The 21,411-nt window shown below is 68.4% G+C and carries 19 protein-coding genes; 8 read left to right on the top strand and 11 right to left on the bottom strand.

All coding sequences use genetic code 11. From position 1 onward, the window contains the following. Window position 1: 1 nt before the first annotated feature. From AB0F51_RS38765 to AB0F51_RS38740, 6 genes are all read right to left on the bottom strand, one after another. Entirely contained in the window at window positions 2–796 is a 795-nt protein-coding gene (locus tag AB0F51_RS38765) for an ECF transporter S component (protein WP_360288706.1), read from the bottom strand. Beyond that, a complete protein-coding gene (locus AB0F51_RS38760) occupies window positions 793–2,403 on the bottom strand; it encodes an ATP-binding cassette domain-containing protein (protein ID WP_360288704.1) in 1,611 nt (536 codons plus the stop codon). The genes AB0F51_RS38765 and AB0F51_RS38760 overlap by 4 nt, the downstream gene beginning before the upstream one ends. After that, window positions 2,400–3,497: a CbiQ family ECF transporter T component gene (locus AB0F51_RS38755; RefSeq protein ID WP_360288702.1), complete on the bottom strand. Its 1,098-nt coding sequence runs from the start codon at window positions 3,495–3,497 to the stop codon at window positions 2,400–2,402. The genes AB0F51_RS38760 and AB0F51_RS38755 overlap by 4 nt, the downstream gene beginning before the upstream one ends. Next, on the bottom strand, window positions 3,498–4,226 hold the full coding sequence (locus AB0F51_RS38750) for an SCO2322 family protein (RefSeq protein ID WP_360288700.1): 729 nt from the start codon (window positions 4,224–4,226) through the stop codon (window positions 3,498–3,500). It abuts the gene before it with no gap. A 112-nt stretch (window positions 4,227–4,338) separates the two neighbouring features. Continuing rightward, window positions 4,339–4,551 (bottom strand): hypothetical protein, encoded by a 213-nt coding sequence (locus AB0F51_RS38745; RefSeq protein WP_360288698.1) that lies wholly within the window; start codon window positions 4,549–4,551, stop codon window positions 4,339–4,341. After that, the gene (locus tag AB0F51_RS38740) at window positions 4,548–5,561 is read right to left on the bottom strand and encodes an aldo/keto reductase family protein (protein WP_360288696.1); all 1,014 of its coding nucleotides are present in this window, start codon (window positions 5,559–5,561) and stop codon (window positions 4,548–4,550) included. The genes AB0F51_RS38745 and AB0F51_RS38740 overlap by 4 nt, the downstream gene beginning before the upstream one ends. Window positions 5,562–5,663: 102 nt before the next feature. Here AB0F51_RS38740 and AB0F51_RS38735 point away from each other — a divergent pair, with 102 nt between their 5' ends. Further along, window positions 5,664–5,993 carry a YciI family protein gene (locus AB0F51_RS38735; protein ID WP_360288694.1) on the top strand — a complete coding sequence of 110 codons (330 nt, stop codon included), beginning with the start codon at window positions 5,664–5,666 and terminating at the stop codon, window positions 5,991–5,993. A gap of 26 nt (window positions 5,994–6,019) precedes the next feature. Here AB0F51_RS38735 and AB0F51_RS38730 read toward each other — a convergent pair whose 3' ends face one another. Continuing rightward, the gene (locus tag AB0F51_RS38730; RefSeq protein WP_360288692.1) at window positions 6,020–6,610 is read right to left on the bottom strand and encodes a DUF3043 domain-containing protein; all 591 of its coding nucleotides are present in this window, start codon (window positions 6,608–6,610) and stop codon (window positions 6,020–6,022) included. A 169-nt stretch (window positions 6,611–6,779) separates the two neighbouring features. Between AB0F51_RS38730 and AB0F51_RS38725 the strand changes: the two genes are divergently transcribed. From AB0F51_RS38725 to AB0F51_RS38695, 7 genes are all read left to right on the top strand, one after another. Then, a complete protein-coding gene (locus AB0F51_RS38725) occupies window positions 6,780–7,589 on the top strand; it encodes a PspA/IM30 family protein (protein ID WP_360288690.1) in 810 nt (269 codons plus the stop codon). Continuing rightward, a complete protein-coding gene (locus AB0F51_RS38720; protein ID WP_360288688.1) occupies window positions 7,589–7,864 on the top strand; it encodes a hypothetical protein in 276 nt (91 codons plus the stop codon). The genes AB0F51_RS38725 and AB0F51_RS38720 overlap by 1 nt, the downstream gene beginning before the upstream one ends. A gap of 263 nt (window positions 7,865–8,127) precedes the next feature. Further along, window positions 8,128–9,708 carry a sugar transferase gene (locus tag AB0F51_RS38715; protein ID WP_360288686.1) on the top strand — a complete coding sequence of 527 codons (1,581 nt, stop codon included), beginning with the start codon at window positions 8,128–8,130 and terminating at the stop codon, window positions 9,706–9,708. Beyond that, entirely contained in the window at window positions 9,708–10,670 is a 963-nt protein-coding gene (locus AB0F51_RS38710; RefSeq protein WP_360288684.1) for a GDP-L-fucose synthase, read from the top strand. The genes AB0F51_RS38715 and AB0F51_RS38710 overlap by 1 nt, the downstream gene beginning before the upstream one ends. Next, window positions 10,667–11,704 (top strand): GDP-mannose 4,6-dehydratase, encoded by a 1,038-nt coding sequence (gene gmd, locus AB0F51_RS38705; RefSeq protein ID WP_360288682.1) that lies wholly within the window; start codon window positions 10,667–10,669, stop codon window positions 11,702–11,704. The genes AB0F51_RS38710 and gmd overlap by 4 nt, the downstream gene beginning before the upstream one ends. Before the next feature lie 3 nt (window positions 11,705–11,707). Continuing rightward, the gene (locus tag AB0F51_RS38700) at window positions 11,708–12,466 is read left to right on the top strand and encodes a WecB/TagA/CpsF family glycosyltransferase (RefSeq protein WP_360288680.1); all 759 of its coding nucleotides are present in this window, start codon (window positions 11,708–11,710) and stop codon (window positions 12,464–12,466) included. Beyond that, window positions 12,463–13,713 carry a hypothetical protein gene (locus AB0F51_RS38695; protein WP_360288678.1) on the top strand — a complete coding sequence of 417 codons (1,251 nt, stop codon included), beginning with the start codon at window positions 12,463–12,465 and terminating at the stop codon, window positions 13,711–13,713. Before AB0F51_RS38700 ends, AB0F51_RS38695 begins: the two co-directional genes overlap by 4 nt. Here the strand turns inward: AB0F51_RS38695 and AB0F51_RS38690 are convergent. The 4 genes from AB0F51_RS38690 to AB0F51_RS38675 form a co-directional block, all read right to left on the bottom strand. Continuing rightward, complete coding sequence (locus AB0F51_RS38690) at window positions 13,700–15,202, bottom strand: fibronectin type III domain-containing protein (RefSeq protein ID WP_360288676.1); 1,503 nt, start codon at window positions 15,200–15,202, stop codon at window positions 13,700–13,702. The genes AB0F51_RS38695 and AB0F51_RS38690 overlap by 14 nt on opposite strands. Window positions 15,203–15,217: 15 nt before the next feature. Then, on the bottom strand, window positions 15,218–17,407 hold the full coding sequence (locus AB0F51_RS38685; protein ID WP_360288674.1) for a LamG-like jellyroll fold domain-containing protein: 2,190 nt from the start codon (window positions 17,405–17,407) through the stop codon (window positions 15,218–15,220). A 64-nt stretch (window positions 17,408–17,471) separates the two neighbouring features. Continuing rightward, window positions 17,472–18,995 carry a fibronectin type III domain-containing protein gene (locus AB0F51_RS38680; RefSeq protein ID WP_360288672.1) on the bottom strand — a complete coding sequence of 508 codons (1,524 nt, stop codon included), beginning with the start codon at window positions 18,993–18,995 and terminating at the stop codon, window positions 17,472–17,474. A 158-nt stretch (window positions 18,996–19,153) separates the two neighbouring features. Next, window positions 19,154–21,367 carry a LamG-like jellyroll fold domain-containing protein gene (locus AB0F51_RS38675; RefSeq protein ID WP_360288670.1) on the bottom strand — a complete coding sequence of 738 codons (2,214 nt, stop codon included), beginning with the start codon at window positions 21,365–21,367 and terminating at the stop codon, window positions 19,154–19,156. Window positions 21,368–21,411 lie beyond the last annotated feature (44 nt).

Below are 21,411 nucleotides of genomic sequence, written 5' to 3'. Positions count from 1 at the left end.
GTCACCTATCGAACACCACCGGTACGTCGAACGCCGCCTTGCGGGCAGTCCGGCGGAACGCGTTCAGGATGGGCCGGCCGAGGAACAGCACCAGTACTGCGCACAGCACCCCACGCGGGATGTCCCACCCAAGTGAGGTGGCCACCACGAACAACCCGTACCGGTGCAGGTTGTCCAGCAGCGAGTCACCCGGGATGAACGAGAAGTCGCTGCCGAAGGTTGCGTAGGGCCAGAACCACAGGTTCATCACCAGGCCGTAGAGCACGCCGGCGATTAGCGAGTACGCCGCCAGCAACAGCACCTCCAGCCGTCCACCCACCCGAGGCAGCAGTCCGGCAAAGCAGCCCACCCACCCGCAAGCGAACATCTGGAACGGCATCCACGGCCCGACGCCGCCACTGACCATCGCACCGGCCAGCAACGACACAGCACCCAGCACGAACCCGAAGCCGGCACCGAAGGCCCGTCCCGCCAAGATCAACAGGAAGAACCCAGGCTCGAGTCCCGCCGTACCAGGCCCTAGTGCGCGCAGTGCTGCGCTCACTGCGGCGAGCATGCCGAGCAGGGAGATCACCTTGGCGTCGATCCCCGCCTCAGACAGCTCAGCCAGTACTACGCCCACCAGCAGCGGCAGGAGCAGCACGAAGAGCCAGGGCGCATCGGTGGTGTGCCCGATGGCCGACTCGCCGGCTTGCGACGTCGACCACAATAGGGGCCAGCCGAAGGCGAGGATGCCTACGACAGAGGCCAGTACCAGTGTCGCCGTACTGCGAGGCTTGAGCCGGACGAGTCTCACGAGGCCCGTTCCAGCGCGGTGGCGACTTCGCCGACGGTCAGGAACGGCAGCGGCGCCAGGATCTTCGCAACCTGGGGAGCAAAAGCAGGGGAGCCCGCGATGACAGTGGCAGTCTCGCCGTCGCTCACCAGTTCGCCTTCTGCCAGGACCAGTACGCGCGTGGCGACCTCTGCCACCATCTCCACGTCATGGGTCGAGAGCACGACCGCATGCCCCGCCAGAGCCAGCTCCCGCAGGATTTCGACCAGCCGATGCTTCGCGCCGTAGTCCAACCCACGAGTGGGCTCGTCCAGCAGCAACAGGGGAGGAGCGCCACACAGTACGACGGCCAAGGCCAGGCAGAGCCGTTGCCCCTCGGACAGGTCCCGCGGATGCATCTGGTCATCGATGCCGGGGGCAAGGCGTTCCAGTAGCGCCCGGCAACTACCTGACGGCACCTGGAAGTCGCTGTCGGCTCCGGCGCATTCCTCCGCCACAGTTGCGGCGTACAGGAGGTCGGCCGGCTCCTGCGGTACGAGTCCTACTGCCTTGACCAACTTGGCGGGCTTGGTACGCCGCGGGTCGGTGCCTGCTGCGGTTGCGCTGCCAGAGCGGGGTTGCACGAGCCCTACGAGCGCGTTGAGCAGAGTGGACTTGCCTGCGCCGTTCCGGCCCATCAGTGCGACCACCTCGCCGGACCTGATGCTCAGCGAGACTCCCCGGAGCGCAGGAGTGTTGCCATAGGCCACTACTAGGTCCTTGCACTGTGCCAGCTCGCGCCCCTCGACAGCAGGCGGCCGTGGCGGCGCCAGGTTGGTCAGCCGGGTGCGCAGGGCCACAGCAGCTCGACGGGCGTCCCGTACGGAGAGCGGCAGAGGTGCCCAGCCCACAAGCCGGCCCAACTCGACTACTGGTGGCGCCACTGGAGCAGTGACCATCTGGTCGACCGGTAGGCCAGTGGAGACCGCTGCAGAGCTCCCGGGTACCTCAATCACGCGGTCGGCGTACTGGATAACCCGTTCGAGGCGGTGCTCGGCCATCACGACAGTGACGCCCAGGTCATGCACCAGTCGCTGCAGCGCGGCCAAGACTTCCTCCGCAGCCTGTGGGTCCAAGGCCGACGTCGGCTCGTCCAGAACCAGTACTGCGGGGTGCGACGTCAGCGCAGCCCCGATAGCCGTCCGCTGCCGCTGGCCACCGGACAGCGAGGTCAACGCCCGATCCCGTACGTCGGCCAGCCCCAGCAGGTCGAGTGTCTCCTCGACCCGGCGGCGCATGACGTCAGGCGCGATGCCGAGCGACTCCATGCTGTAGGCGAGCTCGTCCTCGACCGTGTCCGTGACGAACCCGGACATCGGATCCTGCCCGACGATGCCGACCACATCGGCCAGATCGCGCGGCCGGTACTCGCGGGTGTCCCGGCCGTTCACCAGCACCCGGCCGGCCAGCGTCCCGCCGGTGAAGTGCGGGACGAGCCCGTTGATGGTCCGCAGCAGAGTCGACTTGCCCGAGCCGGTCCGGCCGATCACCAGGGCGAGTTCGCCTTCGGGGATGGTGAAGCTCACGTCGCGGATCGCGGGCGCACTGGCGCCGTCGTAGGTGACCGTCACCCGGTCGAACTCGATCATGCCGCCACCAGCTCCTGCCGTCGGGTCAGCGGCGGTGCGGCGACCGCAGGCGCTAGGCCAAGCAGCAAGCCAATAGTGGGCAGCACAGGAACCGGCGGAACGACCAATGGGCCCGCAAGCACCAAGCCCTCCACTCCGCGAGCTGCGGCGATGATCATGACCGCAGCAGCCAAGGCGCCGGACGCTGTCACCAGCCACTCCGGCAGTGCCCAGGGATCCGGCCGGTAGCGAGTGCGGGTCACCCGCTGGCGTCCAACAGCCATGGCGGCGACAGCGAGCAGCAGGCCGACAGCGAGCGCACCGGCGGCGACTGGGAACGCCGTTGCGTCCGTCAGCAGGGCATAGACGCCCAGAGCGATTCCCAGCAGCCCGAGAAGCACTGCGCCACCTGTGATTCGCCGCTGCCGACGCGGGACCTGAGCGGTCCGGCCGTAGCCACGGGAGTCCATGGCTGCAGCCAACTCGACCGACCTGTCCAGAGCGCCTTCCAGGACCGGCATGGCCGTAGTACGGAAGGAACCGCGGGTCCGGCCGCGCAGGCGTCGGGCTGCTCGGATCCGGCGAGCATCGGTGACCAGTTGGGGCGCGAAGGTCAGTGCGACGACACACGCGACGCCCATCTCGTACAGGGCGCCCGGTAGAGACTTGAGCAGTCTGCGCGGGCTGGCCAACGCATTGGCCGCGCCGATGCAGCACAGCATCACCGCGAGCTGGCCGCCGTCGTACAGGGCGGTCAGGACTGCCTCGGCGGTGACCTCACCGCCGAGCTTCACCCCGCTGGCCCAGTCGGGCAACGGGAGCTGCGGCAGCGTGAACAGGACGACGTTGCCCTGCGAGCGGGTCGACAGCAGCGCCTGCAGCACTACCCGGATGGAGATGACCACCAGACCGAGCTTCAGGAAGGCCACGTAGCTGTTGGCCCAAGGAGCGTCGCTGCGGCGCGCGGCAACCACGAAACCGGCGATGACCAGGATGAGGATCAGCAGCACCGGGTTCCGGGTCCTGCTGGCCGCCACTGCCAGTCCCAGCGCCCAAAGCCACCAAGCCCCCGGGTGCAGAACCCGGGGGAGTGTCAGTTGATGTGCAGCGCGCACCTAGCTGCCACTACGTCGACGGCTGAGAACCAGCCCACCGCCGGCCAGCAGAGCGACCACTAGTGCGGCGATGACGATGCCGGTCCACGGTGTGCCGCCGTCGTCGTCGGCAGCCGGCGGCTGGTTGGAGTTCGTCGGTACTGCGGCCGGGCTCGGCGTAGCGGTCGAGCCGACGGCCGGGCCGATCTCCAGCTTCACCGGCTCGTCAGTGGCCGGCACCTTGATGTCCTTGACCGGGTCGCCGCAGCCCTTCGCCGGGTAGCCGCCGATCGCGCAGGTGAGGCCCTTCTCGATCCGGACCGGCTTCACGGCCGCCAGGATCTTCGCGCCGGTCGCCTTCGGGTCCGTGACCACACAGGTGCCGGTGGCCGGGGGAGGAGCCTCGCCCGAGGCGGAGTCGGCCGGAGTACCGGGGTCGATCACCAGGGCGACGCGCTTCTTGCCGGCCTCGGCGGGGGTGGCTCCACAGATGGTGGCGAAGTCGCCGGCCGCCCGGGGTACTCGTGGCTTGGTGCCGCCGACGGCGTACCGCCACCCCTCCACCGACCCGTCCGCCGGTACTACGACCTCGGAGCCCTTCTGCGCGAAGGCCCACTGGCCGCCGGAGTACTGGTAGTAGCCCCAGAAGCGATAGCCGTCCTCGGCCTGTGCCGTCGTGGCGGCGGTTCCCGCGAACAGAAGGCCGGCCAGGAGGGTGAGGACCAGGCGTTTGGTCCACTTTGCAGTCATATCGCCGCAGCCTATCGCTCAGCATGCGGACACAGCGGGAGCCCGTACGCGGGACGTGCGGCAAGCCACACACCGGCGTACGGGCTCCTGGCCGTACAGATCAGGGGCGGGACTACTCCGAGGCGGCCGACAGGCTCATCGGGCCGTAGACCTCTCGGCCGTCCTCGAGCAGGTAGACCTGACCGACACCCTTCTCGGCGAGCTCACGCCAGATCTCACCCAGCCAGCTCTCCGCGTCGCCCTGGGCGGAGAACTCCGCACCGGTCAGCTCACCCGGGTCGGCCGTCTTGCCGGTTGCGGTCTCGAACCGCCACGTCCAGCTCATGAGCCCGGCCGGGTCTGCGGGGCGTTCTGCTCGGTCTTGGCCGGGTCGCGCTCGACGATGCTGCCGAGCGTCTCGTCGATCCGCTTCATCAGCGAGTCTTCCAGCTTCACGCCGGAGGCCTTCACGTTCTCGGTGACCTGCTCGGGCCGGGAGGCGCCGGTGATCGCCGAGGAGACGTTCGGGTTCTGCAGCACCCAGGCGATGGCCAGCTGCGACAGCGACAGCCCGACCTCGTCGGCGATCGGCTTGAGCTCCTGCACCCGGGTGAGCACATCGTCGTTCAGGAACCGGCCGATGAAGTTCGCGCCGCCCTTCTCGTCGGTCGCCCGCGACCCGGCCGGCGGCTGCTCGCCCGGCTTGTACTTGCCGGTCAGCACGCCCTGCGCGATCGGGGAGAAGACCACCTGGCCGATCCCGAGCTCCTCCGACGCCGGCACCACCTCGGCCTCGATCACCCGCCAGAGCATGCTGTACTGCGGCTGGTTGGAGACCAGCGGGATGTGCAGCTCACGAGCCAGCCGGTGGCCCTCCTGAAGCTGCTCCGCGGTCCACTCCGACGTCCCGATGTAGAGCGCCTTGCCGGCCCGGACGACGTCGGCGAAAGCCTCCATCGTCTCCTCCAGCGGCGTCTCGGTGTCGTACCGGTGCGCCTGGTAGACGTCCACGTAGTCGGTCTTCAGCCGCTTGAGCGAGGCGTTGATCGACTCGTGGATGTGCTTGCGGGACAGCCCGGCGTCGTTCGGTCCGCCCGGCCCGGTCGGCCAGTAGACCTTGGTGAGGATCTCCAGCGACTCCCGCCGCTGGCCTTCCAGCGCCTCACCCAGAACGACCTCCGCGGCGGTGTTGGCGTACACGTCGGCGGTGTCGAACGTCGTGATGCCGGCCTCCAGGGCCGCCTTCACGCAGGCCTTGGCCTGGTCGTTCTCCACCTGCGAACCGTGCGTGAGCCAGTTCCCGTACGAGATCTCGCTGACCTTCAGCCCACTGTTTCCGAGATATCGAAAGTCCATACCCCGACCCTACTGCGAGAAAGTTTTCGACGTGGTGTCGATCCGTGCCCGTGCGGTTCGTGTAGGCAGTAAGCGCAGGAAAACAATTCAAGGAGAATCGACATGACGCAGTACTTGCTGGGAGTTCAGATGGTCGAGGGCGAGTCGGCCGAAAGTGCGCCGGGTGCCGTCGAAGCGGTGAACCGGGACATGGTCGCCCAGGGTGTGTGGGTGTTCGGCGGTGGCCTGGAGGCGCGCTCGGCCGCGTCGGTGGTGCGCGCCCACCAGGGCAACGACGTACTGATCACCGACGGGCCGTTCGCGGAGAGCAAGGAGTACATGGCCGGCTTCTGGGTGATCGAGGCCCCCGACGTCGAGACGGCCCAGTCCTGGGCGGCCCGAGCCAGCAAGGCCTGCGACCGCCCCATCGAGGTCACCCCCTTCGACGCCTGATCACGCCGCGGGCAGTTTCCGGCGTACTACGCGGGCTTCTCGCCTCGGGCGACCATGGGCTTGGGGAGGCGCCAGCGGCGCATCTGCATGGTGCGGCGGACCGCGTAGAAGCCGATGCCCTTGGCGGACTCGTTCGGGAACTTCTTGGCGACGGCCCGCTTGAGGCCGCCGGTGAGGATGAACCAGTCGCCGGCGATCGCGACGATCATGATCAAGAAGAGGATGTTCACCAGACCCGGCAGCCACAGGAAGGCCTGCGAGAAGACGACGCCGAGCAGCGAGATCACCAGCAGCACCGGCAGCGCGAACTCCATCACCGACCAGCGGGCGTCGACGTAGTCGCGGGCGAACCGCCGTACCGGTCCCTTGTCGGCGGCCGGCAGGTACCGGTCGTCGCCGGTCTTCAGGGCGTCCTGCATCTTGGCGCGCTCGATCCGGACCTTCTCCCGCCGGTACGCCGCCGCCTCCTTGCGGTTGCGCGGCTTCTTCAGCGCGGCCTTCCGGGCCGCCTCGGCCTCCCGACGGGTCGGGGTCGGACGTCCCTTGCCACCGGCCTTCGGCTGGGGGGCCGTGGACTCGGTTTGGGACGATGTCTCAGACTTGGTACGACGGAACACGGAGACTGAACCTCATTCGGGAACTGGCGACGCCGGTCTCGGGGTGGTCCCCGGACCTTTGCACCACTTTATCCGGGCCGGTCCTGATGGTGTGGTGACCCGCAGGGACATAGGGTGGTTGACACGCACGCCGGGTCCACTCTCCGGCACAGAAGGGGTACGGATATCGATGAGCATCTTCAGGCGGATGTCGACGATCTTCAAGGCCAAGGCCAACACGGCTTTGGACAAGGCCGAAGATCCTCGCGAAACCCTTGACTACTCGTATCAGAAGCAGCTCGAACTGCTGCAGAAGGTACGCCGTGGCGTGGCTGATGTGGCCACCAGCCGGAAGCGGGTCGAGCTGCAGGCCTCGCAGCTGCAGTCGCAGTCGCAGAAGCTGCAGGACCAGGCCCAGAAGGCGCTCTCGATGGGCCGTGAGGATCTCGCCCGCGAGGCTCTGACCCGCAAGTCGGGGCTGCAGGGCCAGATCGACGACCTGACCGCCCAGCACGCCCAGCTGCAGGGTGAGGAGGAGAAGCTCACCCTCGCGTCGCAGCGGCTGCAGGCCAAGGTCGAGTCCTTCCGCACGAAGAAGGAGACGATCAAGGCGACCTACACGGCCGCCGAGGCGCAGACCCGGATCAACGAGGCCTTCTCCGGCATCTCCGAGGAGATGAGCGACGTCGGCCTCGCGGTCCAGCGCGCGGAGGACAAGACCCAGCAGATGCAGGCCCGGGCCGGCGCGATCGACGAGCTGCTCGCCTCCGGCGCGCTCGACGACGCTACCGGGACCTCGAAGGACAGCATCACGCTCGAGCTCGAGCGGATGTCGACCGGCTCGGACGTGGAGTCCGAGCTGGCCGCGATGAAGGCGCAGCTGGCTCCGGCCGAGGCGCCCAAGCAGATCGCCCAGGACACCCCCGGTGCGGCTCAGCCGCAGCAACCGGCTCAGCAGCCCGTGCAGCAGCCGGCCCGACCGCAGGATGGAGACGCGTGATGATCGTCCGGATCATGGGCGAAGGTCAGTACCAGCTGGCCGACGACAAGCTCGACCAGTTGAACGTGGTCGACACCGAACTGGAGAAGGCCGTCTCGGCCGGTGACGAGGAAGCCTTCCGTACTGCGTTCGGCGCGCTGCTGGACTTCGTCCGCAGCGGCGACCGCGTCCCGGACGAGGTCCTGCACGACTCCGACGCGATCCTGCCGCCGAGCGACAGCACGCTGGCCGAGATGCGTGAACTGATCAGTGGAGACGGCCTGATCGCGGGCTGATCCGCCGCCGTACCCCGTGACCGCGGGACCGTCTCAGGACGGTCCCGCGGACGCATGTTCACCCTGTGCGTAACGCATTCCAACACTCCGTAGTTACTACTGTCGGACCGCCTTTACGCGTAGTACCCTCGGTGAACTGCCGTCGACGGGACGGTGTACTTCACGGCGTATAGCGACCGGGTCCACTGGAGATTGTGACTGAGTGTGACTCAAGACGCTGCCGGTTCACCGGGGGGTGACTAAGGGTGACGGATCATGCCGTCATGGGGGAAGCTGTGTCCACACCGGACACAACCATTTCTACTGGCCTGTCGTCGACAGGCGTGCCATCGGCGACCGCTCCGGCGCCGGCGGCATCGGAGTACTTCGATCGCCGCCGGCCGGTCTGGGTGGTGCCCGACGCCGTGCCCGCGATCGTCCCGCGGTCGGCGCGACTGACCGAGCCGCAGTGGGTCGCGGTCTATCGCTGGGCCGCGCTGGGCGGTGACCTGCTCGCCGCGGTGATCGGCGTCTCGATCGCGTTGCTGACCAGGTTCGGGTACCAGGTCGGCGGCGCGTACCTGGTTTTCGGCAGTCTGCTGCCGCTGGCCTGGGTTGCCGCGGTCGCGATGTCGAAGGGGTACGAACCGCGCTTCTTCGGCGCCGGGCCGGACGAGTTCCGCTCGATCCTGCGTTCGGGTGCCGGACTGACCGCGGTCGTGGCGATCGTGTCGTACGCGACCAAGAGCGAGATCGCCCGCGGTTTCGTCGTACTGGCGATCCCGGCGACCGTGCTGCTCGCGTTGCTGCTGAGGTACGGCCTGCGCCGCGACCTGAGCCGGCACCGGTACCGCGGCCGCTGTATGCGGCGCGTGCTCGTCGTCGGCCGGAACGGCCAGGCGGCGACCTTGAGCGAACACCTGGAGAAGCGTCCCTCGGACGGTTTCCGCGTGGTCGCCACCTGCCGCCCGCGTGGTGACGGCCGGCCGCACCGCGAGCATGACGCCTTGCTGCTCGGCCCGGACGAGCTGGACGAGGCGGACATCATGGCCGCCGTCGACCGGCACGCTGTCGATGTCGTGGCCGTCGCCTCGGACCCTGACCTCGCCGGTCAGTCGCTGCGGCGGCTGTCATGGGCGCTGGAGCAGAAGGGCGTCGAGCTGATCGTGTCCCCGGGCATCATCGAGGTCGCGGGTCCGCGCATCTCGGTCCGCCCAGTCGCCGGCCTGTCGCTGCTGCACCTGGAGCGACCGTCCGTCAGCGGCGGACCGCACCTGCTGAAGGGCGTGTTCGACCGGGTCCTCGCGCTCGTCCTGGTGATCATGCTGTCGCCGCTGCTGCTCGGCCTCGCCGTCGCGGTCCGGTTGAGCAGCCAGGGTCCGGTGCTGTTCAAGCAGCGCCGGGTCGGTCGCGCTGGTGAAGAGTTCTCGATGCTCAAGTTCCGCAGCATGTACGTCGACGCCGAACAGCGCCTCGGTGAGCTGCACTCGCTCAGCGACGGCAACAGCGTGCTGTTCAAGATGCGCGACGACCCGCGCGTCACCGGCCTCGGCCGGATCCTGCGCCGGTTCTCGCTGGACGAGCTGCCGCAGCTGTTCAACGTACTGCGCGGCGAGATGTCGCTGGTCGGCCCGCGGCCGCCACTGCCGCAGGAGGTCGCCCTGTACGCCGCGGACGACACCCGCCGGATGCTCGTGAAGCCCGGGCTCACCGGTCTGTGGCAGGTCAGCGGCCGCAGCGACCTGTCCTGGGAGGAGTCGGTCGTGCTCGACCTGCGCTACGTGGACAACTGGTCGATGACCCTGGACCTGCTGATCCTGTGGAAGACGGCCCGCGCGGTGATCCGCGGGTCTGGTGCCTACTGATGGGGGAGAGAGTGGACAGCCGGCTCGACCGGAACGCGCGGGTCTACGTCGCGGGACACCGCGGCCTGGTCGGATCGGCGATCTGGCGCAAGCTCGAGGCCGAGGGCTTCACCGACCTGATCGGTGCGACCTCGCAGGAGCTCGATCTCCGCGACCGCGACCGGACCTTCGCCTTCTTCGCCGAGCACCGGCCGCAGGTAGTGATCGACGCCGCCGCGAAGGTCGGCGGGATCCTGGCCAACCGGGACCACCCGACCGAGTTCCTCAGCGACAACCTGCGGATCCAGGTCAACCTGATGGACGCCGCCCTCGACGTCCGGGTGCCACGGTTGCTGTTCCTCGGGTCGTCCTGCATCTACCCGAAGTTCGCCGAGCAGCCGATCAAGGAGTCGAGCCTGCTCACCGGTGAGCTCGAGCCGACCAACGACGCGTACGCGATCGCCAAGATCGCCGGCATCATGCAGGTCCAGGCGGTCCGCCGCCAGCACGGGCTGCGCTGGATCTCGGCGATGCCCACCAACCTGTACGGGCCGAACGACAACTTCGACCTGACCAGCTCGCACGTGATGCCGGCCCTGATCCGCCGGTTCCACGACGCGAAGCTGAGCAACGCTGACGAGGTCGTCCTGTGGGGCACGGCGACTCCGCGCAGGGAGTTCCTGCATGTGGACGACCTGGCCGACGCGAGCCTGCACTTGCTGGAGCACTACGACGAGCCCGGGCCGATCAACGTCGGCGTCGGGACCGACGTGACGATCCGGGAGCTGGCCGGCATCATCGCCAAGGTCGTCGGCTACACCGGTGCCATCGGCACCGACCCGTCGAAGCCGGACGGGACACCGCGCAAGCTGCTGGACGTCAGCAAGCTGGGCGCCCTGGGCTGGAAGCCCGGTATCGACCTCGAGGAGGGCGTGGCCAGTGTCTACGCCTGGTTCCTCGACAACTGGAGGGAAGACCGATGACCGCTACGCCAGGCGGCCACACGCCGGAGCACGCCGCGGTAGGGGGCACCGCGAAAAAGGCTCTGATCACCGGAATCACCGGCCAGGACGGTTCGTACCTGGCCGAACTGCTGCTCTCCAAGGGTTATGAGGTGCACGGCCTGATCCGCCGCGCCAGTACGTTCAACACGCACCGGATCGACCACCTCTACACGGATCCGCACGAGCAGGACAAGCGGCTGTTCCTGCACTACGGCGACCTGACCGACGGCTCGCGCCTCGTGACGCTGCTCGCCTCGATCCAGCCCGACGAGGTCTACCACCTGGCCGCGCAGAGCCATGTCCGGGTCAGTTTCGACGAACCGGAGTACACCGGTGACACCACCGGGATGGGCACCACCCGGCTGCTCGAGGCGATCCGGATGATCGGGCTGAACTGCCGCTTCTACCAGGCGAGCAGCTCGGAGATGTTCGGCGCGACCCCGCCCCCGCAGAACGAGGAGACCCCGTTCTACCCGCGCTCGCCGTACGGCGCGGCCAAGCTCTACGGGTACTGGATGACCCGGAACTACCGCGAGGCGTACGACATGTTCGCGGTGAACGGGATCCTGTTCAACCACGAGAGCCCGCGCCGGGGCGAGACGTTCGTGACGCGGAAGATCACCCGGGCGGTGGCGCGGATCAAGCTCGGCCAGGAGAAGCGGCTGTACCTGGGCAACCTGGAGGCCTGCCGCGACTGGGGCTACGCACCGGAGTACGTCGAAGGCATGTGGCGGATGCTGCAGCACGACCGGCCGGGCGACTACGTGGTCGCCACCGGGACGTCGTACTCGGTCCGCGACTTCGTCTCGATGGCCTTCGAGCACGCCGGGATGGACTGGAAGGACTTCGTCGACTACGACGCGCGCTACGAGCGGCCGACCGAGGTCGACTCGCTGATCGGCGACGCGTCCAAGGCGCACGCCGAGCTGGGCTGGAAGGCGCAGGTGCACGTGCCGGAGCTGGTCCGGATCATGGTGGACGCCGATCTGGCCGCCCTGACCCGCGAGGACTGACCGATGACGACCGAAGAACGTGTCGACGTGCTGGGGATCCATGTCAGCGTGACCGACATGGACCACACCGTCGACACGTTCGCGCGTTGGATCGACGCCGGCGAACGGCACCTGGTCTGCGTCTCGGACATGAACGCGTTGCTGCACGCCCGCGCGGACAGTCAGCTCACGAAGGTCTACAACACCTCCGGGATGACACTTCCCGACGGGATGCCGCTGGTCTGGGCGGGCCGCAAGGCCGGGTTCGAGCGGATGGCGCGAGTGTGCGGGCCGGACCTGATCGAGCGGGTGATGGCAGAGGCCGAGCAGCGCGGCTGGACGCAGTACTTCTACGGCGGCGCGGACGGTGTCCCCGAGAAGCTGCGGGACAACTTCGTCGCCAAGCACCCCGGACTGAAGGTGGTGGGGGCCTACTCACCGCCGTACCGGGCCCTGACCGAGGCCGAGGACGCCGAGATCGTGGACCGGCTGAACGAAGCGAAGCCGGACATCATCTGGGTCGGGCTGGGCGCGCCGAAGCAGGAGCGCTGGATGGCTGAGCACCGCGACCGGCTGGATGCGGCGATCCTGATCGGTGTCGGCGCTGCCTTCGACTTCCACACCGGGCGGGTGGATCGCGCACCGCAGTGGATGCAGCGGTCGGGGCTCGAGTGGAGCTACCGGATCTACAAGGAGCCGCGCCGGCTCTGGCGTCGCTACGTCCTGGGGATCCCGCGGTTCGGAGTGGGGATTCTGCGTCAGCCACCGAGGCCCGTTTCTTGAAGCTTTCGCGGCTGGCCGGGCCGGCCGGCCGGGCGAGCTGGGGGCTCGCCGACCAAGCGCTGTCCAGCCTGAGCAATCTGGCGGTCGGCGTGTTCGTCGCGCGCAGCAGCAGCGTGGCGGACTTCGGTATCTACGCGCTCGCGTTCGGCGGCTACACGATCGCCCTCAACGTCTCCCGGGCCGTCGCCACCGAGCCCCTGTCGGTCCGCCACTCCGGCGACCGCAGCCCAGCCTGGGAACGAGCCGTCCGAGCCAGTACTGCGACTGCCCTCTTCGCGGGCCTGGTCGGCATGCTGGTGGGACTCGCGATCGCGCTGTTCCCCGGGGTGCCGTCCAAGGGCGTGCTGATCGCCTTCGCGGTGACCCTGCCCGGGCTGCTGCTGCAGGACGCCTGGCGGTGGGCCTTCTTCGTCGTGGGGGAGGGCCAGAAGGCCTTCTTGAACGACCTGATCTGGCTGCTTGCGATGGGAGCGATCTTCGCCGGCCTCTACCTCACCGGGTCGGCCACTGCGTTCTCGCTGACCCTCGGCTGGGGTCTAGGAGCCGTGATAGCGGCAATAGCCGGGCGGTTCCAGGCCGGCGTCATGCCACGTCGCCAGCTGATCCGGGAGTGGTTGCTGAGTCACCGGGACCTCACTCCGAAGTACGTCGGGGAGATGCTGGCCGTGAGCGGCACGATCCAGGTGTACATGCTGGGGATCACCGTCGCCGCCGGGCTGGCTGCAACGGCGGGTATCCGCGGTGCGCAGGTCTTGCTGGGCCCGGTGAACGTGCTGAACCAGGGGATCCGGATGATCGCCGTACCGGAGGCTGCACGGGCTCTCAAGCACTCCTACCGGCGTCTGTGGCTTGTCGGCCTGGCGATCTCGCTAGGTGTCGGCGCAGGTGCGCTGGCCTGGGGTGCTGTGTTCCTGCTGCTTCCTGAGGTCGTGGGAAGAGAACTGCTCGGTCCTGGCGTCTGGGCTGAAGCCAGGACCGTGCTGGTACCCGTCATCCTGCTGCAGGCCCTGGGAGCCTCCAACGCGGGCGCGTTCGCCATCATGCGTGCGCTGGCGGCCGCCACGCGAGGCCTGCGGGTCAGGCTGATCTCCTCGATCATCCTGATCACCGCAGGCGTCGGTGGCGCCTTCCTGGGCGGCCCCAAGGGTGCTGCTTGGGGGCTGGCCGCCGCGTCGTTCTGCACTCTGCTGCTGTGGTGGCACGAAGCCCATCGCGCCATCGCAGTCCATAGGGCTACCGCACAGTGACAGTGGCGTACCCGCCGCGTACTGCGTTGTTCCCGTCGTAGACCTCGATCCGGTACTGCTGCGATGTCCCGGACGGGGCAGTGGTGTCGGTCAGTGTCACCGTCGGGCGGCTCCAGAAGGTGGAGTTCGCCGTCGTAGTGGCCACGACTGTGTTGGCTGCGCCGCGGAGCAACCGGTAGGTCAGGGTGATGTCGTCGTTGTCCAGCGACGTCTGTACGGTCGCCCGCACCTGCCCGGTCGTAGGACTGGACAGGGTCGGCAGTGTCGGCCCCAGCGGCTTGGCGCCCGCACCCAGGTTGGTGAAGCGGGTCAGGCCCTGCTGGTTGACGCCGTTGACCCGGGTGAAGTCGCCACCCACCCACAGGTCGGTACCGCCGGTTGCCGAGACGAGCGGGCCCACCTCGGTCGGCGGACCTGCGTTGGTGTTCGGGAACCAGGGACCGAGGCTGCCGTTGGCCGGGTTCTGCAGGAGCAGGAAGTGAGCGCCGGTGCCGTCGGAGAAGGCACCCGGGCAGCTGTGTGCGTGCGAGCCCTTGAAGAGCCAGCCGTTGACCATGGTGATCGCCTCGGTGGCGCCCAGACAGGTGTTCTTCCACACCAGGCTTCCGGTGGCGATGTTGGCCGCCCAGGTGCCGTCGAAGCAGCCGCCACCGTCGCCGGCGTTGGCGAAGTACACGACGCCGCCGCTGGTCTCGATGTCCTTCACCCGTGACGTACACGAACTGTTCGGCAGCGGGACCGCGGACGCCGCCGCGAACGGCAGCAGCGCGCCGGTCGAGTTGTTGACGCTGGCAACGGCCCAGCGGCTGGTGCCGCCGATCCTGGCGAAGGTGCCGCCCAGGTAGACCTTGGAGTTGTCGTCGGCCGCGTCGATCGCGTACACGTCGGCGTCGGCGTTCGGGTTCCACGGCAGCAGGCTGCCGTCGACCGTGCTGATCGCCGCCGCGCGGTTGCGGGCGACCCCGTTGACCAGGCCGAACGAGCCACCGAAGTACAGGCTGTTGCCGCCGACGGCGACTGTCTTGACCCGGTAGGAGACGTTCGGCTTGATGTTCGGCAGCAAGGCGCCGGTGGTGGCGTCGAAGGCGGCGATCCGGTTGCGGACCTGGCCGTCGACGCGGGTGAAGTCACCGCCGACGTAGATCTTCGTACCGTCCGGCGAGGCGACGATCGACCAGACCACGTTGTTCAGCGTGTGGTTGAAGCTGGTGTCGAGTGCGCCGGTGGTCTGGTTGAAAGCCGCCAGGTAGGTCCGGACGGTCACGCTGGTACCAGGTGCGGCGCCCGGCGGGCGGACCCGGGTGAACCGGCCGCCGACGAACGCCTTGCCCTTCGCCACCGCGAGACCGAGCACACTCGCGTCGGTCTGCCAGGCTGCGTTCGCCACCGCGGTCAGTGAGGCGCCCGTACCAGGCGCAGGTAGTGCCGGTATGCCGGCCAGCACGAGACCGGCTGCGCCGAGCGCCGCTGTCATCCTTCGTAGTCGCATGTCTTTCCCCCTCGTTCAGCGTGCTTCGAAGTGCGTCTGGACCTGACCTGCGTCCAGCGCCACCGGGTAGACGGCCACCTCGTCGAGAGTGCCGTCGATCCCGGCGTTGGACGGGCCGTTCGGCCAGCCCCCCAGGTTGTCGGCGCCGATCCGCCAGTAGCCCGTGTACGCCTCGGCGGCGGTCACGTTCTGGCTGCCCAGCAGGACGCCGTCCAGGTAGAACTTCTGCGATCCCGGCGCGAACGTGCCGACCACGTGATGCCACTGGCCGTCGTTGGTCCCCGGTGCCGAGCTGATGGTCCGGGCCGAGCCGTCCCACAGCCCGAAGGTCACCGTGCCGTCGTTCTGCAGGTAGATGTGCCGGTCGTACTGACTGCTCGTGCCGTTCGAACTGTTGCCGAAGCCGGCGATCTTGCCGCCGCTGCCCGACGTGGTCTTGTACCAGGCCTCAACGCTGAAGTTCTGCGGCTGGCTGGTCACGGTCTGTCCGATCATCTTGCTCGCACTGCCGAAGTCAGCGGCCGTGTTGCCGCCACTGGTGAGAACACCCGGTATACCGAGCGTGACATCAGAGTACGCCCCCGTGTTGTTCTGACCGGACGAGTCGGTCGCGTTGGCCGTCCCGCTGGGCTCCCCGAGCCGCCAGTACGCCGTGGGGCCGTCTGCCAGCACCTGCTGGTCGTACGGCGCGTCCACGCTGGCCACAGTGACCGCAGCGGAGTAGTCGCCGCGCAGCGTGCTGTTCCCGTCGGTCACCTCGATCCGGTAGACCTGCGAGGAACCCGGCGTCAGCCCGGTGTCGGTGAAGGACAGCCAGGGCCGGTTCCAGAACCGCGAGTCGGCCGTGTACGTCGCAACGACGGTGTTGCTGAAGCTGCGCAGTACGCGGTAGGTGAGCGTGATGTCGTCGTTGTCGATGACGGTCTGGAAGTTCACCTTGACCTGGCCGGCCTTGTAGCTGACCGGGAGCACCTTCGCCGGTTTGCCCGGCGCAGCGCCCGGACCGGTGTTGGTGAAGCGGGTCAGGCCTTGCTGACCGGCGCCGTTCACGGTGGTGAAGTCGCCGCCCACCCAGAGGTCCGAGCCGCCCGTCGCGGAGGCCAGCGGGCCGACGGCGGTGGGGGAGCCGGTGTTGGTGTTCGGGAACCACGGGCCGAGCTCACCGGTGTCGAGGTTCTGGGTCAGCAGGAACCGGCCGGGTCCCTGCGGGAAGCCGTTGCCGCCGAGGTAGCTGCAGTCGTGGGCGTGTGAGCCCTTGTAGAGCCAGCCGCTCACGACGGTGACCGTCTCGGTCGCGCCCAGGCAGTTGTTCTTCCACAGCAAGTTGCCCGAGGCAACGTCTGCGGCCCAGGTGCCGTCGAAGCAGCCGCCACCGTCACCGGCGTTGGCGAAGTACACCCGATCGCCGCTGGTGTCGATGTCCTTGACCCGGGAGGTGCAGCCGGGAGCCGGGTTCGGCACCGCCGCGGCCGCGGGGAACGGCTGCAGCGATCCGTCCGTCGGGTCCAGGCTGGCCACGGACCACCGCGCCGTACCGTTCATCGTGGCGAAGTTGCCGCCGACGTACACCTTGGTGCCGTCGTCGGAGGCGTCGATCGTGTAGACGTCGTTGTCGGCCTGCGGAGCCCAGGGGAGCAGTGCGGCCGTGCTCGTCGTGACCGCTGCGAGGCGTGGCCGGGCAATGCCGTTGACCAGGCCGAAGGAGCCGCCCAGGTACACCGTGCTGCCCGACACGGCGAGCGCCTTGACCCGGTACGAGACCGAGGGCTTCCAGGTGGAGACGAGCGCGCCGGTGGCGGTGTCGAACGCGGCCACCCGGTTGCGGGTCTGGCCGTCGACATTGGTGAAGTCGCCGCCGACGAAGACCCGGGATCCGTCGGCCGAGGCGGCGACCGACCAGACCATGCCGTTCAGGGTGTGGTTGAACCCGGTGTCCAGGGCGCCGGTGCTCTGGTTGAACGCGGCCAGATAGGTCCGCGCGGTCTCACTGGTGCCGGCCGCGGCGCCCGGTGGCCGGACTGTGGTGAAACGGCCCCCGACGTACGCCTTGCCGTTCGCCACCGCGAGTCCTTGCACGCTGGCGTTGGTCTGCCACACCGGGCTCGTCAGAGCCGACAGCGAAGCACCGATGCTCTGTGCGGGTGCTGGTGACAGCAACGCTGCCACCAGCAGACCGCCCAGTGCGAATATCCCCACCTTCTTCACAACATCCCCCCTCAAGGATGTACTTCCGCGCCGCCTGGTGCGGCGGGAAGTCACATGGCCCGGCTCACCGGACCTTCACCGAGAACGCCGGGCCCTTCCTGATGTTGCGCCCGTCGTGGATCTCGATGTGATAGCTCACCGTCTGGCCGCTCTTCACGCCCTTGTCGACCACGGTGATCGTCTTGCGCGGCTCCCAGAAGTACGTCGTCCGCTTCTGCGAACTGATGTTGGTCGCACCCCGGAACACGTTGTAGGTGAGCGTCAGGTTGTCCAGGTCGTAGCCGTCCTTGAAGCTCACGGAGACCTGGTTGGCCACCGTGCTGGACAGCGCGGGTGCCTTCGGTGTCGACGGCGCCGCGCCCCCCGCGGCGTTGGTGAACCGGGTCAGACCCTGCTGGACCTTGCCGTTGACGTTCAGGAAGTCGCCGCCGACCCACAGGTCGTTGCCACCGGACGCGAAAGCCAGCGGGCCGACCTTGGTGGTGCTGTTCGGGTTGGCGTCGGTGTTCGGGAACCACGGCCCGATCTTGCCGTCGATCCCGCTCTCCACCAGCAGGTAGTGCGTGCCGGTCCCCTCCGGGAAAGCTCCGCTGGAGCTGCAGTCGTGCGCGTGCGAGCCCTTGTAGACCCAGTTGCCGATCGCCTTGATCGCCTCGGTCGCGCCCAGGCACTTGTTCTGCCAGAGCAGCTGACCAGTGGTGGCATCAGCCGCCAGTACGCCGTCGTAGCAGCCGCGGCCGTCACCGCCGTTGGCGACGAAGACCTTGTTGCCGAGTGTGTCGATGTCCTTGACCCGGGTGGTGCAGTTCAGGGTCGGCTTCGGGATGGCCGCCGCGGCGGGCATCGAGTAGGCGGCGCCGCTGGAGATGTTGATCATCGCCAGCGAGTAGTGGTCCTTGTTGTTGATCCTGGTGAACGGGCCGCCGACGAACACCCGGCTGAGGTTGTCGGCCATGTCGATCGCGTACACGTCGTCGTCGGCGTTCGGGTTCCACGGCAGCAGGTCGCCGTACAGCAGCCGGACCGCTGCGAGTCGGTTGCGGACCACGCCGTCGACGGTGCCGAACGAGCCGCCGAAGAAGACCGCGGCGTTGGAGATCGCGATCGCCTTGACCCGGGTCGCGACGGAGGGGTCCCAGGCCGCGACCATCCGGCCGGTGGAGACACTGAACATCGCGATGTGGTTGCGCTTGATGCCGTTGACGGTGGTGAAGTCGCCGCCGATCACGACCCACTTGCCGTCCGGGCTGGTCGCGATCGCCCAGACCGCGCCGTTCAGCTTCGGCGCGAACCCGGTCGGCGCGCCGGTGGTGCGGTCGAAGGCGGCGATGTAGGTGCGGGCGATCTCGCCCTGGCCGGCCGGCTTGCCGGGCTGCCGGATGCGGGTGAACAGGCCGCCGGCGAACACGACGTTGCCGGCCACCGCGAGTGCGTTCACGCTGGAGTTGGTCTGCCAAGACGGCTGCTTGATCGCGGACACGGCCGAGCCGAACCCGGCCGTGGCGGCCTCCACCGGTGCTCCGGAGGGGATCAGCGCCGCGCCGAGCACGGCGACAGCGGTCACAACTGCCAGAACTAGCTTCTTCATCAACGTCCTTAGGACTGGGCGGGGGAGATGGTGCCAGTAGCAGCCCGAAATCTAACGCTCGGTGGGAGACCACCGGAACCCGGTCTCCCACCTGCGTTATGACTTTGTGCTATCGCAGCACGACCGTCCGCTCAGCGTGCGGCGTTCGCGGCTACCTGTCAGCCGGCGTTGTAGTGCGCAAGCACCTGGTCCGCGGTGAGCGCGTAGGGGTAGACCGCCGCCTCGTCCACGACCATGCCCGTCTGCGTCGCTCCGCCACCGGACCAGCTGTTGTTGTTGTCGTACCCGACCCGCCACCAGCCGTAGTACAGGGAGGCCTGTCCTACTGTCTGGCTGCCGGCCAGCACGCCGTCGACGTACAGCTTCATGACTCCGTTGTCGAAGGTGCCGACCGCGTGGTGCCAGGCGCTGTTGTTCTTGTTCGACGTGCTGTTCAGGGTCCGCTGGCTGCCGTCGTTGACGCCGAAGGTGACCGTGCCGTTGGACCGCAGGTAGAGCATCCGGTCGTTCATGCTGCTGTTGCCGGTCTTCGAGTTGCCGAAGCCGATGATCCGGCCGCCGCGCAGGAAGCTCTGCTTGAACCAGGCCTCCACAGTGAACTGCTGCGGCATGCTGTAGCCCTTTTCGCCGGCCATCCGGCCGTTGCTCGAGCTGATCGTCGCCGCCGTGTTGCCGCTCACCTTGCCGGTGCTGCCCAGCGTCATGCCGGTGTAGGTGCCGTTGTTGCTCTGACCGGAGGCATCCACCGAGGTGGTCGTACCGGCCGGCTCACCGAGCCGCCAGTACGCCTGCGGCCCGTCCGAGTTCACGATCTGGTCGTACGCCGTACTCGCGGTGCTCGCGACCGTGATCGGGTCGGAGTAGTTGCCCCGGATCGTCGTGGTGCCGTCGGTCACCTCGACGCGGTAGTTGGTCACCTCGCCCGGCGTCACGTTGGTGTCGGTGTAGTGCAGCCAGGGCCGGTCCCACGGAGTGGAGGTGGCGGTCCAGGTCGCGATGGTGGTGTTGCTGAAGCCCTTCAGTAGCCGGTAGGTCAGCGTGCTGTCGTCGTTGTCCACGACCGTGGGGAAGTGGATCTGGACGGTACCCGGCTGGACGGAGTACGGGAGCAGCTTGGCCGGCTTGGCCGGAGCAGCACCCGGGCCTGAGTTGGTGAAGCGAGTCAGGCCCTGCTGGCCGATGCCGTTGGTGGTGGTGAAGTCTCCACCGACCCACAGGTCCGAGCCGCCGGTCGCGAACGCCAGCGGGCCGACCTCGGTGGGCGGACCGGCGTTGGTGTTCGGGAACCAGGGGCCGATCTTGCCGTCGGCCGGGTTCTCGGTGAGCAGGAAGCGGTAGCCGAAGCCCTGCGGGAAGGCGCCGGCGCCCTGGTTGGCGCAGTCGTGCGCGTGCGAACCCTTGTACAGCCAGCCGTTCACCAGCTTGACCGCCTCGGTCGCGCCCAGGCACTGGTTCTTCCACTTCAGCGTGTTGGTCGCGACGTCGACCGCCCAGGTGCCGTCGAAGCAACCGCCGCCGTCACCGCCGTTGCCGAAGTACACGGTGTCGCCGCTGGCGTCGATGGACTTGACCCGCGTGGTGCACGAGCCGTTCGGCGGCGGGACCGCGGTGGCGCCCGGGAAGGGCAGGACCGCGCCGGTCACCGGGTCGAGGCTGGTGACGGTGTTCTGGTTGGTGCCGTTGACGGTGCTGAACTGGCCGCCGGCGTAGGCCTTGGAGCCGTCGTCGGCGATGTCCACGGCGTACACGTCGCCGTTGGTGGCAGGTGCCCAGGGCAACAAGGTTCCGAGGTCCGCGGTGACCGCGGCGAGCCGGAGCCGGTCGATGCCGTTGACCAGGCCGAACGAGCCGCCGAAGTACACGGTGTTGCCGTCGCCGGAGACGGCGATCGACTTGACCCGGTAGGAGACCGACGGCTTCCAGTTCGCCACCAGCGCGCCGGTGGCGGTGTCGAAGGCGGCGATCCGATTGCGGGTCACGCCGTTGACGGTGGTGAAGTCACCGCCGACGAAGATCCGCGAGCCGTCGGGCGACGCGGCCACGGCGTACACCTGGCCGTCGAGGACGGGGTTGAAGGAGGCGACCAGCTCTCCGGTGGTCGCGTCGAAGGCAGCCAGGTAGGCCTGGCCGACCTCGTTGGTGCCGAGCGCCGAGCCCGGCGGCCGGACGCTGGTGAACCGCCCACCGGCGTAGGCTTTCCCGGCGGCCACTGCGAGGCCTTGCACGCTCGCATTGGTCTGCCAGACCGGGCTGTCCTGCGCCGACAGCGAGGCCTGGATGCTCTGGGCCGGCGGTGCCAGCACCATCACTCCGGCCGCCGCCACCAGTGCGCCGGCCATTCCCAGGCGCGCGAAAAGCCATCTCTTCTTCATCCTGCGGTGTCCCCCCTCGGACAGGCGCCGGTCCCGGCGCCGTA

This window comes from Kribbella sp. NPDC023855, from assembly GCF_040639475.1.
Taxonomy (GTDB): domain Bacteria; phylum Actinomycetota; class Actinomycetes; order Propionibacteriales; family Kribbellaceae; genus Kribbella.
The sequence above is the reverse complement of the archived record's forward strand: the minus strand, read 5'-3'. Positions and strand labels throughout refer to the sequence as shown.

Bases quoted from the DNA above. Each gene is read 5' to 3' on its own strand.
- AB0F51_RS38740 (WP_360288696.1), bottom strand. From the start codon at position 5,561: ATGGACTTTCGATATCTCGGAAACAGTGGGCTGAAGGTCAGCGAGATC.
- AB0F51_RS38700 (WP_360288680.1), top strand. From the start codon at position 11,708: ATGACGACCGAAGAACGTGTCGACGTGCTGGGGATCCATGTCAGCGTG.
- gmd (WP_360288682.1), top strand. From the start codon at position 10,667: ATGACCGCTACGCCAGGCGGCCACACGCCGGAGCACGCCGCGGTAGGG.
- AB0F51_RS38675 (WP_360288670.1), bottom strand. From the start codon at position 21,367: ATGAAGAAGAGATGGCTTTTCGCGCGCCTGGGAATGGCCGGCGCACTG.
- AB0F51_RS38680 (WP_360288672.1), bottom strand. From the start codon at position 18,995: ATGAAGAAGCTAGTTCTGGCAGTTGTGACCGCTGTCGCCGTGCTCGGC.
- AB0F51_RS38710 (WP_360288684.1), top strand. From the start codon at position 9,708: ATGGGGGAGAGAGTGGACAGCCGGCTCGACCGGAACGCGCGGGTCTAC.
- AB0F51_RS38725 (WP_360288690.1), top strand. From the start codon at position 6,780: ATGAGCATCTTCAGGCGGATGTCGACGATCTTCAAGGCCAAGGCCAAC.
- AB0F51_RS38715 (WP_360288686.1), top strand. From the start codon at position 8,128: ATGGGGGAAGCTGTGTCCACACCGGACACAACCATTTCTACTGGCCTG.
- AB0F51_RS38735 (WP_360288694.1), top strand. From the start codon at position 5,664: ATGACGCAGTACTTGCTGGGAGTTCAGATGGTCGAGGGCGAGTCGGCC.
- AB0F51_RS38690 (WP_360288676.1), bottom strand. From the start codon at position 15,202: ATGCGACTACGAAGGATGACAGCGGCGCTCGGCGCAGCCGGTCTCGTG.
- AB0F51_RS38720 (WP_360288688.1), top strand. From the start codon at position 7,589: ATGATCGTCCGGATCATGGGCGAAGGTCAGTACCAGCTGGCCGACGAC.
- AB0F51_RS38750 (WP_360288700.1), bottom strand. From the start codon at position 4,226: ATGACTGCAAAGTGGACCAAACGCCTGGTCCTCACCCTCCTGGCCGGC.
- AB0F51_RS38745 (WP_360288698.1), bottom strand. From the start codon at position 4,551: ATGAGCTGGACGTGGCGGTTCGAGACCGCAACCGGCAAGACGGCCGAC.
- AB0F51_RS38760 (WP_360288704.1), bottom strand. From the start codon at position 2,403: ATGATCGAGTTCGACCGGGTGACGGTCACCTACGACGGCGCCAGTGCG.